The sequence below is a fragment of the Acidimicrobiales bacterium genome, assembly GCA_016716005.1.
Classification (GTDB): Bacteria; Actinomycetota; Acidimicrobiia; order Acidimicrobiales; family JADJXE01; genus JADJXE01.
Genome location: JADJXE010000001.1, coordinates 2,872,534 through 2,884,315 on the forward strand (window position 1 = coordinate 2,872,534; position 11,782 = coordinate 2,884,315).

The 11,782-nt window shown below is 75.7% G+C and carries 13 protein-coding genes; 5 read left to right on the forward strand and 8 right to left on the reverse strand.

What is annotated here, in order from left to right:
- The first annotated feature begins 74 nt into the window (after positions 1–74).
- Positions 75–836, forward strand: coding sequence for an SDR family NAD(P)-dependent oxidoreductase (locus tag IPM45_14135; protein MBK9180675.1), 762 nt, complete (start codon positions 75–77; stop codon positions 834–836).
- 12 nt (positions 837–848) lie between these two features.
- On the opposite strand, the gene IPM45_14140 is transcribed toward IPM45_14135, so the two are convergent.
- The 6 genes from IPM45_14140 to IPM45_14165 form a co-directional block, all read right to left on the reverse strand.
- Positions 849–1,877, reverse strand: a complete 1,029-nt coding sequence (locus IPM45_14140) for a cell wall-binding repeat-containing protein (protein ID MBK9180676.1) — start codon at positions 1,875–1,877, stop codon at positions 849–851.
- Between the two features lie 13 nt (positions 1,878–1,890).
- Positions 1,891–2,925, reverse strand: a complete 1,035-nt coding sequence (locus tag IPM45_14145; protein MBK9180677.1) for a cell wall-binding repeat-containing protein — start codon at positions 2,923–2,925, stop codon at positions 1,891–1,893.
- An 88-nt stretch (positions 2,926–3,013) separates the two neighbouring features.
- Complete coding sequence (locus tag IPM45_14150; protein ID MBK9180678.1) at positions 3,014–4,051, reverse strand: cell wall-binding repeat-containing protein; 1,038 nt, start codon at positions 4,049–4,051, stop codon at positions 3,014–3,016.
- Between the two features lie 167 nt (positions 4,052–4,218).
- The gene (locus IPM45_14155) at positions 4,219–4,665 is read right to left on the reverse strand and encodes an SRPBCC family protein (protein ID MBK9180679.1); all 447 of its coding nucleotides are present in this window, start codon (positions 4,663–4,665) and stop codon (positions 4,219–4,221) included.
- Positions 4,662–5,921 (reverse strand): FAD-dependent oxidoreductase, encoded by a 1,260-nt coding sequence (locus tag IPM45_14160; protein ID MBK9180680.1) that lies wholly within the window; start codon positions 5,919–5,921, stop codon positions 4,662–4,664. Before IPM45_14160 ends, IPM45_14155 begins: the two co-directional genes overlap by 4 nt.
- A 5-nt stretch (positions 5,922–5,926) precedes the next feature.
- Positions 5,927–6,844, reverse strand: a complete 918-nt coding sequence (locus IPM45_14165) for a TIGR01777 family protein (GenBank protein MBK9180681.1) — start codon at positions 6,842–6,844, stop codon at positions 5,927–5,929.
- 124 nt (positions 6,845–6,968) lie between these two features.
- Between IPM45_14165 and mscL the strand changes: the two genes are divergently transcribed.
- Both mscL and IPM45_14175 read left to right on the forward strand, forming a co-directional pair.
- Positions 6,969–7,370 carry a large conductance mechanosensitive channel protein MscL gene (gene mscL, locus IPM45_14170; GenBank protein MBK9180682.1) on the forward strand — a complete coding sequence of 134 codons (402 nt, stop codon included), beginning with the start codon at positions 6,969–6,971 and terminating at the stop codon, positions 7,368–7,370.
- Between the two features lie 30 nt (positions 7,371–7,400).
- Complete coding sequence (locus tag IPM45_14175; protein MBK9180683.1) at positions 7,401–8,366, forward strand: aldo/keto reductase; 966 nt, start codon at positions 7,401–7,403, stop codon at positions 8,364–8,366.
- Between the two features lie 82 nt (positions 8,367–8,448).
- Here the strand turns inward: IPM45_14175 and IPM45_14180 are convergent, their stop codons facing one another.
- Both IPM45_14180 and IPM45_14185 read right to left on the reverse strand, forming a co-directional pair.
- Positions 8,449–9,933, reverse strand: coding sequence for a HAMP domain-containing protein (locus IPM45_14180; protein ID MBK9180684.1), 1,485 nt, complete (start codon positions 9,931–9,933; stop codon positions 8,449–8,451).
- A 58-nt stretch (positions 9,934–9,991) separates the two neighbouring features.
- Positions 9,992–10,690 (reverse strand): response regulator transcription factor, encoded by a 699-nt coding sequence (locus IPM45_14185; protein ID MBK9180685.1) that lies wholly within the window; start codon positions 10,688–10,690, stop codon positions 9,992–9,994.
- A 134-nt stretch (positions 10,691–10,824) separates the two neighbouring features.
- On the opposite strand from IPM45_14185, the gene IPM45_14190 reads away from it, so the two are divergent.
- Both IPM45_14190 and IPM45_14195 read left to right on the forward strand, forming a co-directional pair.
- Entirely contained in the window at positions 10,825–11,328 is a 504-nt protein-coding gene (locus IPM45_14190) for a hypothetical protein (GenBank protein MBK9180686.1), read from the forward strand.
- Positions 11,321–11,737 carry a hypothetical protein gene (locus IPM45_14195; protein MBK9180687.1) on the forward strand — a complete coding sequence of 139 codons (417 nt, stop codon included), beginning with the start codon at positions 11,321–11,323 and terminating at the stop codon, positions 11,735–11,737. The genes IPM45_14190 and IPM45_14195 overlap by 8 nt, the downstream gene beginning before the upstream one ends.
- The last annotated feature ends 45 nt before the right edge of the window (positions 11,738–11,782 follow it).

Here is an 11,782-nt window from a genome sequence, read left to right on the forward strand (position 1 = left end):
TGAGGACGCGCTGAGAGCGTTGCCGGCGCCGCCGTCTGGAACACTTGACCGACCGGTCAATAGGCTGCGCCGCCATGGAGATCAACGGGGTATCCGCACTCATCACCGGTGGCGCGTCGGGCCTGGGCGAGGCCACGGCCCGCCGGCTGGCCGCCAAGGGCGCCAAGGTCTGCATCGTCGACCTGCAGGTCGACAAGGGCGAGGCGCTGGCCAAGGAGCTCGGCGGCGTGTTCGCCAGGGCCGACGTCACCGACCCCGCCCAGGTGCAGGCCGCGGTCGACGCGGCCTCGGCCATGGGCCCGCTGCGCGTGAACGTGAGCTGCGCGGGCATCGGCTGGGCCGAGCGCACGGTGGGCAAGGGCAACACGCCCGCCACCATCGAGGCCTTCGCCAAGGTGGTCGAGGTGAACCTGATCGGCACGTTCAACACGATGCGCCTGGCCGCGGCGGCCATGGCCGCCACCGAGCCGCTCGAGTTCAACGAGCGGGGCGTGGTGGTCAACACCGCGTCGGTCGCCGCCTTCGACGGGCAGATCGGCCAGGTGGCCTACTCCGCCTCCAAGGGCGGCGTGGTCGGCATGACCCTGCCCGCGGCCCGCGACCTGTCGGCCGTCGGGGTGCGGGTGTGCACCATCGCCCCGGGCATCATCGACACCCCGCTGCTCGGCCAGCTCCCCGAGGAGGCCCGAGCGGCCCTGGCCTCCGGGGTGCCCTTCCCGAAGCGGCTGGGCACGCCCGACGACTACGCCCGGCTGGCCATCGCCATCGTCGAGGACGGCTACCTCAACGGCGAGACCATCCGCCTGGACGGCGCCCTACGGATGGCGCCCAAGTAGCCACCCCGCCCGCTACGGGCAGACGGTTCCGGCCTCGACGGCGGGCGACACGGCCGCGTTCCCGCCGAGGATGGTGATGCGGCTGGGGGCGGCGGCGGCGATGCCGGCGGCCACCACGCCGGGGACGCAGGCGGTGCGGGTGAGCACCATGACGTTCTGGTTGGGGGTGATGCCGGCTGCCTGGGCCTGCCCGGTGAACAGGGCGCCGGCCAGGCCGTCGGGCCAGTTCTCGCCGGTGGTGACCACGATGTCGTAGGCGCCCGGGCCGAGAGGCAGCCAGATGGCCACCGAGCGCTCGTAAGCGTTGGCGCCGGGCACCCGGGCCACGGCGAAGCCGAGCCCGGCCAGGGCGGCTTCGACCGCGGGTGACACTTCGGCCGGCCCGCCCATGATGGCGATGTTCACGAAGCCGAGCCCGGCCAGGTTCGTGAGCGTGGTGACCACGGGCAGCGGGAGCGGTCCGTTGGGCGGGACGAGGAGCAGCGGCATGCCGTAGACGGCGCCGGCGGCCCCGGCGATCATGGCGTCGGCGAAGTCGGTGCCGCTGGCCACCAGCACGGTGGCGAACGGGCCCGGCGGCGGCGGGGTCGAGTTCACGATCTGGGCGGCGGTGGCGTAGCGGTCGGCGCCGGCGATCCGGATCACGGTCACGCCAGGCTGGCCGAGCTGCGCGAACACGGCGTCGCTGACGGCGGCGGTGCCCCCGAGCACGAAGATGGCGGGGGGCGCCAGGCGGGCCAGCTCGTTCTGGGTGACGGTGGGGATGGAGTCCCGGCGCACCAGCAGCACGGGGAACCTGGCGACGCCGCTGAACCACCCGGCGGCGATGGCGTCGGGGTAGTTCTCGCCTGAGGCGATGAACACGGGCCACCCGCTCGGCGCGAACTGGCCCGAGATCAGGGCGGCGGTGGTGTAGCGGTCAGGGCCGGCGATGCGGAACACCGGCTGGGCTGCGGCCGGCTCGGGGATGGCGACGATCGACATCACCAGCCCGATGGCGGCCAGCACGGGGAGGAGCAGTCGATGGTTCCGGCGAGGCATGGCGCGCTCCTTGCTACGGGCAGACGGTTCCGGCCTCGACGGCGGGCGACACGGCTGCGTTCCCGCCGAGGATGGTGATGCGGCTGGGGGCGGCGGCGGCGATGCCGGCGGCCACCACGCCGGGGACGCAGGCGGTGCGGGTGAGGACCATGACGTTCTGGTTGGCGGTGATGCCGGCCGCCTGGGCCTGCCCGGTGAACAGGGCGCCGGCCAGGCCGTCGGGCCAGTTCTCGCCGGTGGTGACCACCACGTCGTAGGCGGCCGGTGGCAGGAACAGCCAGATGGCCACCGAGCGCTCGTAGGCGTTGGCGCCGGGGATGCGGGCCACGGCGAAGCCCAGCCCGGCCAGCGCGGCCTCGACGGCGGGTGACACCTCGGCCGGCCCGCCCACGATGGCGACGTTCACGAAGCCGACCCCGGCCAGGGTCGTCAGCGCGTTGACCACCGCCAGCGGGAGCGGCCCGTTGGGCGGGACGAGGAGCAGCGGGAGGCCGCCGTAGACGGCGCCGGCAGCCCCGGCGATCATGGCGTCGGCGAAGTCGGTGCCGCTGGCCACCAGCACGGTGGCGAACGGGCCCGGCGCCGGCAGGCCTGCGTTCAGGATCTCGGCCGCGGTGGCGTAGCGGTCGGCGCCGGCCAGGCGGATCACCGCCACCCCGGGCCGGCTGAGCTGGCCGAACACGGCGTCGCCCACGGCGGCGGTGCCCCCGAGCACGATGATGGCGGGCGGCGCCAGGCGGGCCAGCTCGTTCTGGGTGACGGCGGGGATGGAGTCGCGCCGCACCAGCAGCACGGGGACCCCGGCCGCGCCGCTGGCCCACCCGGCGGCGATGGCGTCGGGGTAGTTCTCGCCGGAGGCGATGAACACCGGCGACCCGCTCGGCGCGAACTGGCCCGAGATCAGGGCGGCGGTGGTGTAGCGGTCAGGCCCGGCGATGCGGAACACCGGCTGGGCTGCGGCCGGCTCGGGGATGGCGACGATCGACATCACCAGCCCGATGGCGGCCAGCACGGGGAGGAGGGGGCGGCGACGGTTCGGTGTGGCCATGGGGTGACTCCCTCGGTCAGCGGTGGGGTCGCCCGCCTCGACGGCGGACGACCCCACCACGTGCGGTGTCGCGAAGGGCCAGTCCCCGCTACGGGCAGACGGTGCCGGCCTCGACGGCGGGCGACACGGCTGCGTTCCCGCCGAGGATGGTGATGCGGCTGGGGGCGGCGGCGGCGATGCCGGCGGCCACCACGCCGGGGACGCAGGCGGTGCGGGTGAGGACCATCACGTTCTGGTTGGCGGTGATGCCGGCCGCCTGGGCCTGCCCGGTGAACAGGGCGCCGGCCAGGCCGTCGGGCCAGTTCTCGCCGGTGGTGACCACCACGTCGTAGGCGGCCGGTGGCAGGAACAGCCAGATGGCCACCGAGCGCTCGTAGGCGTTGAGGCCGGGCACGCGGGCCACGGCGAAGCCCAGACCGGCCAGTGCCGCCTCGACGGCGGGTGACACCTCGGCCGGCCCGCCCATGATGGCGATGTTCACGTAGCCGGCCCCGGCCAGGGTCGTCAGCGCGTTGACCACCGGCAGCGACAGCGGCCCGTTGGGCGGCACGAGGAGCAGCGGGAGGCCGCCGTAGACGGCGCCGGCGGCGCCGGCCACCATGGCGTCGGCGAAGTCGGTGCCGCTGGCCACCAGCACCGTGGGCTGGCTCACGACCATCGCCGGCGCAGCGAAGTTGTTGGCGATCTCGGCGGCGGTGGCGTAGCGGTCGGCCCCGGCCAGGCGGATCACCGCCACGCCGGGCTGGCCGAGCTGCGCGAACACGGCGTCACTCACGGCGGCCGTGCCCCCGAGCACGTAGATGCCGGGCGGCGCCAGGCGGGCCAGCTCGTTCTGGGTGACGGTGGGGATGGAGTCGCGCCGAACCAGGAGCACGGGGAACCCGGCGACGCCGCTGATCCACCCGGCGGCGATGGCGTCGGGGTAGTTCTCGCCGGAGGCGATGAACACGGGCGCCCCGCTGGGCGCGAACTGGCCCGAGATCAGGGCGGCGGTGGTGTAGCGGTCAGGGCCGGCGATGCGGAACACCGGCTGGGCCGCGGCCGGCTCGGGGATGGCGACGATGGAGACGACCAGCCCCAGCGCGCACAGGAGCGGGACGACGAACCGATGATGATGTCGAGGCACGACTGACCCCTTTCCTCGACGTGTGTCGACTCCATCGTGAACCCCGCGGGCTGGCGCGTACACCCCTGGAGGTGACGAGGGATCGCCACCGGTGGCGGGGGTCGTCCCGGCCGAGCGCGACGCGGCCCCAGCGTCGGCCTTCTCCCCCCGATCGGCCGCGCGGCCGGTCAGGCCGCGGTCACGTGGGCGTCGAGGCGCTCGAGGGTGCGCACCATGCCCTGCCGGTTGCGGTCGGGCACGCGGAGCAGCTCGAGCAGCCAGGGCGCCCGGTTGGTGGCGTAGTCGAAGGTCTCGACCACCCGCGTGCCGCCCTCGACCGGCTCGAGCTCGTACCGCCAGACGTGGCCGCCCATGTGGCGCCAGGCGATGCGCCGGCCCTCGTCGAACTCCACCACGGTGTTGGTGATCCGGTAGGGCACGCCCAACCGCATGTCCATGCCGAACGTGGCCCCGGCCGACAGCCGGGCCGGGTCGCCGGCCCGGGCCGCCTTCACGGTGCCCGACCCGTCGATCGCCGCGTGCTGGGTCGGGTCGGCGAGCACCTCGAAGATCGTCTCCGGCGGAGCGGCGATCACCCGCTCGACCGTCACCCGGCGCGTTCCCTCGTCGCTCATGCTGCTCGCTCCTCCGTGTGTCGCAGGTCGTGGATCAGGGCCTCGGCGGTGCGGCGCCCCGAGAAGAGCGCGCCCTGGATCGAGGCGGTGTCGCGGTGGTCGCCGCACACGTACCGACGGCCCCCCAGCCGCACGCGCTGCCTGGGATGCAGGGGCGGGCGCTGGTCGGGCTGGCCGTGGGGGATCCGGTAGGTGCGGAGCAGCTCCCAGCGCTCGACCGGGGCACCGAACCAGCCTCGGAGCTGGCGGCGGGCCTCGTCCTCCAGATCGGCGGCGAGGGTGCCCGGGCACGCGGCGGCGACGAGCGCCTTCCCGGCGGGGGCGTAGGCCGGCGCCACCGCCGACAGCACGGCCAGGTTCGCCACCGGGCCCGAGGACGCGCCGTCGAGCACCAGCACCGGCTCGTGGACGGGGGCGTCGGCGGCGTCGGCCGCGAAGTAGACGCAGCTCGCGGGCTTCGACCCCACCGCCGGGAGCCCGAGGAGGCGGGCCGCCTCCGGGCCCTCCACGGCCACCACCAGGGCGTCGGCGTCGACGCGGCGGCCGCCGGCGAGGACGGCGGCGGTGCCGTCGAGCGCCTCGACCCGTGTGCCCAGGTGCACCGAGCCGGCGGGCAGGACGCCGGCGAGCTGGGCGGGGATGGCGCCCATGCCCGCGGCGGGGACGGCGGCGTCGCCGTCGGAGAGGGTGCGGAAGATGACGTCGAACATGCGGCTGGACGTGGCCAGGGAGGGGTCGAGCTGGATCCCGCCCACGAGCGGCCGGAAGAACCGCTCGATGATGGCCGGGGAGAACCCCCGCCGGCGGAGGGCGTCCGCGGTCGTGGTCTCGGGCCGGCGGAGCAGGTCGGCGGCCGGGCCCCGGCGCAGCTGCTGGCGCAGCCACCCGACGCGGGCCTTGTCGGCCAGCGACCCGATCGGGGCGCGCAGGGTGGCGAGGGCGTGGCCGGGCTGGCGGAGGGGATCGGCGACCCGGTGGAGCGAGCCGTCGCGCCACACCAGGGCACCGGGCTCGAACCGGCGCAGCTCGAGGGCGGCCACGTCGAGCTGGCGGGCCAGCTCCGGGTAGGCGGTGAGCAGCACCTGGAAGCCGCGGTCGAGCAGGAAGCCGTCGACGTGGTCGGTGCGGACCCGCCCGCCCACGCCGTCGCCGGCCTCGAGCACCACGCTGCTCACCCCGGCGCCGTGCAGCGTCCGGGCGCAGGCCAGGCCGGCCAGCCCGGCGCCCACGATCACCACGGGCGCCCGGTCGGGGATCCCGCTCACGCTGCGGCCGGCCTGCCGAGCAGCTCGCGCAGCGCGACCTCGAGCGTGGCGTGCCGGAAGGCGAAGCCGTCGGCCTCGAGCACCGTGGGCCGCACCCGCTGGCTCCCGAACAGCAGGTTGTCGGCCAGCTCGCCGCCGAGCAGCAGCGCCGGCCCGAAGCGCGGGATGGGCAGCACCGCGGGGCGGTGGAGGACGCCGGCCAGGGTCTTGGTGAGCTCGCGGTTGGTGACCGGGTTCGGGGCGGTGAGGTTCACCGGCCCGGTGACGGTGCACGCCGGGTCGAGCAGGTGCAGGATCGCCGCCACCTCGTCGGGCAGCGAGATCCAGCTCTGCCACTGCGCGCCCTTCCCGAACCGGCCGCCGAGGCCCAGCTTGAACAGGGGCAGCTGCTTCTTCAGCGCCCCGCCGTCGGGGGACAGGACGATGCCGGTGCGGATCCGCGGCACGCGGATGCCGGCCTCCTCGGCGGGCGCCGCCGCGGCCTCCCAGGCCACGACCACGTCGGCCAGGAACCCCTCGCCCCGGGGGCTGGCCTCGGTGAGCACCTCGTCGCCGCGGTCGCCGTAGAAGCCGATGGCCGACCCGCTCACCAGCACCCCCGGCGGTGTGGCCAGGCCGGCGATGGTCCGGGCGATCAGGCTGGTGCCCTGCACCCGGCTGTCGAGCACGGCGGCCTTGTGCTCCGGGGTCCAGCGCCTGTCGGCGATGCCGGCGCCGGCCAGGTGCACCACCGCGCCGATGCCCTCGAGGCTGGCGGCGTCGATCTGGCCGGTGGCCGGGTCCCAGGCGACGGCGTCGTCGCCCGGGGCCGGGGTGGCGCGGACCAGGCGGACGGGGCGGTGGCCGGCGGCGCGCAGGGCGGGGAGGAGGGCGGTGCCGATCAGGCCACTGGCTCCGGTGACGGCGACGTCCATGGTTTCCTCGCTTGCTCGGTCACGGGTGGGTCCGGGGTGCTACAGCACCGCTGGGCGGTGATTTACTCCTCAATGGAGGGACCGGTCGGCGGCCCCGGCCCGGTCAGGGTAGGTTGCCGCGCCTATGAAGAAGTTCATCGGCGAGTTCAAGGCCTTCATCCTGCGGGGCAACGTCCTCGACCTGGCCGTCGCGGTCGTGGTCGGCGCCGCGTTCGTCGCGGTGGTCAACTCCTTCGCCAACGGCGTGCTCATGAACTTCGTGGCCGCGATCTTCGGCCAGCCCAGCTTCGACTCCATCGTCTGGCACCTGGGCGACGGCAACATCCTCATCGGGCAGTTCCTCACCTCCGTGGTGAACTTCCTCGTCGTGGCCTTCGCCATCTTCCTGGTGGTCAAGGGCGTGAGCACCCTGCAGGAGCGGCGCAAGCGGGGGCAGCTGGCCGAGGACGAGATCCCCGCCCCGAGCGACGAGGCCGTGCTGCTGTCGGAGATCCGCGACCTGCTCCGCCAGCAGCAGGGGTCGTAGACCCGGGCGCGGCGGGCGTACCGTGGCGCCATGAGATACGTCGAGGCCGGGGGCGTGCGCGTCTCCGCGATCGGGTTGGGCACCTGGCAGTTCGGCTCCCGCGAGTGGGGCTACGGCGACGCCTACGCCGAGACGACGGCGGCCGAGCTGGTGCACCGGGCCCTCGACCTGGGCGTGAACCTCATCGACACCGCCGAGGTGTACGCCTTCGGCCGGTCCGAGCGCATCGTCGGTGAGGCCGTCGCCGGGCGGCGCGACGAGGCCTTCCTCGCCACCAAGGTGTTTCCGGTGCTGCCGGTGGGGCCGGTGGTGGCCTGGCGGGGCCGCCAGTCGGCCCGGCGCCTCGGCGTCGACGTGATCGACCTGTACCAGGTGCACTGGCCCAACCCGGTGGTGCCCCTGGCCGCCACCATGGGCGGGATGGGCGCGCTGGCGGCCGAGGGGCTGGTGCGCCACGTGGGGGTGAGCAACTTCTCGGCCGACCGCTGGCGCGGGGCCGAGCGCCTCCTCGGGGCGCCGGTGCTGTCGAACCAGGTGTCCTACAGCCTGGTGGTGCGGGGGCCCGAGCGCGACGTCCTCCCCCATGCTGCGCAGGCCGACCGGCTGGTGATCGCCTACAGCCCGCTGGCCCAGGGGTTCCTCTCCACCCGCTACCACGCCGGGAACCGGCCCGGCGGGGTGCGGGCCACCAACCCGCTGTTCCTGCCCCAGAACCTGGAGCGGGCCAGGGGCCTGTTCGACGCCCTGCGCGACGTGGCCGCGACCCACGTCGTGACCCCCTCGCAGGTGGCGCTGGCCTGGGTGATCCGGCGGCCCAACGTGGTGGCCATCCCCGGTGCGTCGAGCGTCGCCCAGCTGGAGGCCAACGTGGAGGCGGCCTCGTTGACCCTCACCGACGCCGAGGACGAGCACCTCACCGAGGCCGCCCGAGCGTTCCAGCCGGTGCGGGGCGTGGGGGCCTGGCCCGGCCTGGTGCGCGCCCGCCTGGGGCGCTGACGGCGGGGCGGCGGTCGGCGTTCTCAGCCCGGCTGGCCACCGCCAGGGTGGTCGACCTGGCGAAGAACCGCAACGAGCGGGGTCATCCGCCGGCCAGGGATCGGGAGGCGGGGGTGGCGCCCGGCGTCGGGGCCTGCGGCGGGCGGGGCGCCGACCGAAGGCGCACGACGGCGTCGATGCCACCGGTGGGTGCCGGCTCGAGGCCGACCGTGCCGCCGTCGGCGGCGACCAGGCGGGCCACGATCGACAGCCCCAGCCCGCTGCCCCCCAGGTCGTCGCGGTGGCGGCCCGGATCCGAGCGCCAGAACCGGTCGAAGGCCCGCTCGCGCTCCTCGGGGCCGAGGCCGGGGCCCTCGTCGACCACGTGCAGCTCCACTGCGCCTGAACCTGAGGTGGAGGTCGAGGCCCGGAGGGCCAGCGTGGCGCCCGCGGGGGACACCTCCAGGGCGTTGGCCAGCAGGTTGTCGAGCACCTGGGCCAGGTGGTCGGCGGTGGCCAGCGCCCAGGGGCCGCCGGCGGCGGGGCGGGTAACCGACAGCTCCACGCCCCGCTCGGCGGCCAGCGGCGCCCACACGGCCCGCCGCTCCTCGACGGCGGCGCCCACGTCGAGCGGCCCGGTCCCCGTGCCGCTGGCGGTGCGGTCGGCGCGGGCCAGCGCCAGCAGCCCGTCGACGAGCCGGGAGAGGCGGGCCAGCTCGGCCAGTGCGGCGTCGAGGTCTTCGCGGGCGGGCTCGGCCACGTCGGCGTCGAGGTACTCGAGCCGGAGCCGCAGGGCGGTGAGGGGGGTGCGCAGCTGGTGGGAGGCGTCGGCCACGAAGGCGTCCTGGGATCGAACCAGCTCCTCGAGACGGGCCGCGGTGTCGTTGAAGGCCCGCGCCAGGGCGCGCACCTCCTCGGGGCCCTCGTCGGCCGGGGCCCGGGCGGCCAGGTCGCCGGCGCCCAGCCGGGTGGCCGCCTCCTGCACCCGCCGCAGGGGCCGGGTGACGCCGCGGGCCAGGGCGACGCCCACCAGGGCCACGGCGCCGAGCGACACCGCGGCCACCAGCCCGAGCCCGAGCCAGTACCGCCGCACGCGGGCGTCGACCGCCGACGAGGGATACGTGAGGCGCACGGCCCCGTGCACGACGCCGCCCGACGCGACCGGTACGGCCACGTAGACCAGGTCGGTGTCGAGGGTGGCGGAGTGGCGGCTGCCGGTGGCCACCTCGCCCCGCAGGGCGGCTTCGAACTCCGGGCGGGTGGCGAAGGTGCGCTCGCCCGGGGCGGGCGGGTCGGTGTCGACCAACGCCAACCCCTGGTCGTCGACGATCACGACCCGCCCGCCGGTCTGCTCGGCGTAGCGCCCGGCGATGGCCGTGAGGCCGGCCGTGCCCGGGCTGCTCCCGTCGGCGGCCACGTCGTCGAGGGCGTCCTCGGCGAAGGTGGCCAGCGCCACCGCGTCCCGCTCGACCTGGGTGGTGAGGTCGTCGAGCTGGCGACGCCCGTAGGTGATGCCGAGCGGGATCTCGAGCACGGCCAGCAGCACCAGGGTGACGGCCAGGTAGGACAGCACGAGTCGCCGGGTCATGGTCGCGTCAGCCTCGCTGCCCGTGCCCGTGCCCGTGCCCGCCCCGGCCCCGCGGCGCTCAGGCCTCGGCCCGGAGGCGGAGGCCCACGCCACGCACCGTCTCCACCAGGCCGGGGTCGCCGAGCTTCTTGCGGAGCGAGGCCACGTGCACGTCGAGGGTCTTGGTGGGCCCGTACCAGTGCGGGTCCCACACCTCCTCGAGGATCTGCTGGCGGGTGAACACCGCGCCCGGGTCGCTGCCCAGCAGGGCGAGCAGGTCGAACTCCTTGGGCGTGAGCTCGACGGGCTGCCCCGACACGGTGACCTTCCGGGTGCGGGTGTCGACCTCGAGCTCGCCCACCCGCACCGGCCCCGCACCGTCGTGGGCGAGGTCGGGGGGGCCGGCGTCGCCCGCAGCGGTGCCCGCACGGCGGTGGACGGCGCGGATCCGGGCCACCAGCTCGCGCAGGCCGAAGGGCTTCACCACGTAGTCGTCGGCGCCCAGCTCGAGGCCGACGACCCGGTCGATCTCCTCGCCGCGGGCGCTGACGACGATCACGGGCACGGCCGAGCGGGCCCGCAGCCGGCGACACACCTCGAACCCGTCGACGTCGGGGAGGCCGAGGTCGAGCAGCACCAGGTCGGGCTCCTCCACCTCGGCCGCGAGGAGGGCAGCGGCCCCGGTCGCGGCCCGGGTGACGGCGAAGCCCTCCCGCTCGAGGCCCTTGGCCAACGGGCCGGCGATGGAGTCGTCGTCCTCCACGAGCAGCAGCCGCACGGCACCCACGGTGGCACATCCGCCGGCGGCGACGGCACCGCCACGGCGGTCGGGCACGGGATCCCGGCGATCTTTGCCCAACGCTTACCTGGCCCTAGCAGGCCCCTGGAGGGAGGGTCCGTACGGTGGCACCCATGCAGCGACGCAGAGCCATCACCCTCGCCCTCACCGCCACCGGCGTGACCCTCGCCGCCGGCGCCGCCATGGCCGCCAACCTCGGCCTGCTCGGCTTCGCCGCCGACCCGTCGATCCCGGTGGGGAAGCTGACCGCGGCGAACGTGTCCGACCTCTCGGGGTCGAGCGCCGCGACCACGGCGACCACCGCCGATCCCGGCGTGATCGTCGTCTACCAGGACGTGCCGATCGAGGTGCCGGTGGGCGGGGCGGGAGCGGCCTCGACGCCGGCCGGGTCGGTCGCCTCCACCCCGGCGGCGCCATCGACCGCGGCATCGACCACGGCATCGACCACGGCCGTGCCGGCGCCGGCGCCGGTGGCCACCGCGGTCGGCGAGACCCCCCCGGTCACCGCCGACGATCACGGTGCCGACCACGACGGCGACATCGCTGACGACCACGGGGGCGACACCGCTGACGACCACGACGGCGATCGCCCCGAGGGGTCGGACGACGATGACTGATCCCACGTCGGCCCGCCGCCGCCGCCACCAGGCCGCCCTGTCGCGCATCGCCATCGGCGGCGTGAGCGCGGCCGGGGCCTTCGGGATCGTCGCCTACCTGGGCCTGGCGGCGCAGGCCGAGCCGGTCGCGGCGCCCGTCGCCCTGCCGGTCACCGTGCCCGCGGCCCCGGCCTCCACCGTGCCCGCCACGCTGCCCCCGGCCCAGCCCCGCGTGATCGTCGTGCCCCGCTACGTGATCGTGCCCGTGCCCTCCGGGTCCGGCTCGGGGTCCGGCTCGGGTGCGGCCGCCGCGCCTGCACCCACCCCGGCGCCCGCGCCGGCCACGCCGGCGCCCACCACCCGGCCGGCCCCGGCGCCCGTCGTCGCGGCCCCCGCGCCGGCCCCGGTCACCCAGACCCAGGGCAGCTGAGGCCGACATGGCACCCTCCCCGCCCTCCCCACCCTCCCTCCCCTC

What these genes read in the sequence shown, in the direction of transcription:
- IPM45_14135 (MBK9180675.1), top strand. Translation starts at nt 75, where the DNA reads ATGGAGATCAACGGGGTATCCGCACTCATCACCGGTGGCGCGTCGGGC.
- IPM45_14140 (MBK9180676.1), bottom strand. Translation starts at nt 1,877, where the DNA reads ATGCCTCGCCGGAACCATCGACTGCTCCTCCCCGTGCTGGCCGCCATC.
- IPM45_14145 (MBK9180677.1), bottom strand. Translation starts at nt 2,925, where the DNA reads ATGGCCACACCGAACCGTCGCCGCCCCCTCCTCCCCGTGCTGGCCGCC.
- IPM45_14155 (MBK9180679.1), bottom strand. Translation starts at nt 4,665, where the DNA reads ATGAGCGACGAGGGAACGCGCCGGGTGACGGTCGAGCGGGTGATCGCC.
- IPM45_14165 (MBK9180681.1), bottom strand. Translation starts at nt 6,844, where the DNA reads ATGGACGTCGCCGTCACCGGAGCCAGTGGCCTGATCGGCACCGCCCTC.
- mscL (MBK9180682.1), top strand. Translation starts at nt 6,969, where the DNA reads ATGAAGAAGTTCATCGGCGAGTTCAAGGCCTTCATCCTGCGGGGCAAC.
- IPM45_14175 (MBK9180683.1), top strand. Translation starts at nt 7,401, where the DNA reads ATGAGATACGTCGAGGCCGGGGGCGTGCGCGTCTCCGCGATCGGGTTG.
- IPM45_14180 (MBK9180684.1), bottom strand. Translation starts at nt 9,933, where the DNA reads ATGACCCGGCGACTCGTGCTGTCCTACCTGGCCGTCACCCTGGTGCTG.
- IPM45_14190 (MBK9180686.1), top strand. Translation starts at nt 10,825, where the DNA reads ATGCAGCGACGCAGAGCCATCACCCTCGCCCTCACCGCCACCGGCGTG.
- IPM45_14195 (MBK9180687.1), top strand. Translation starts at nt 11,321, where the DNA reads ATGACTGATCCCACGTCGGCCCGCCGCCGCCGCCACCAGGCCGCCCTG.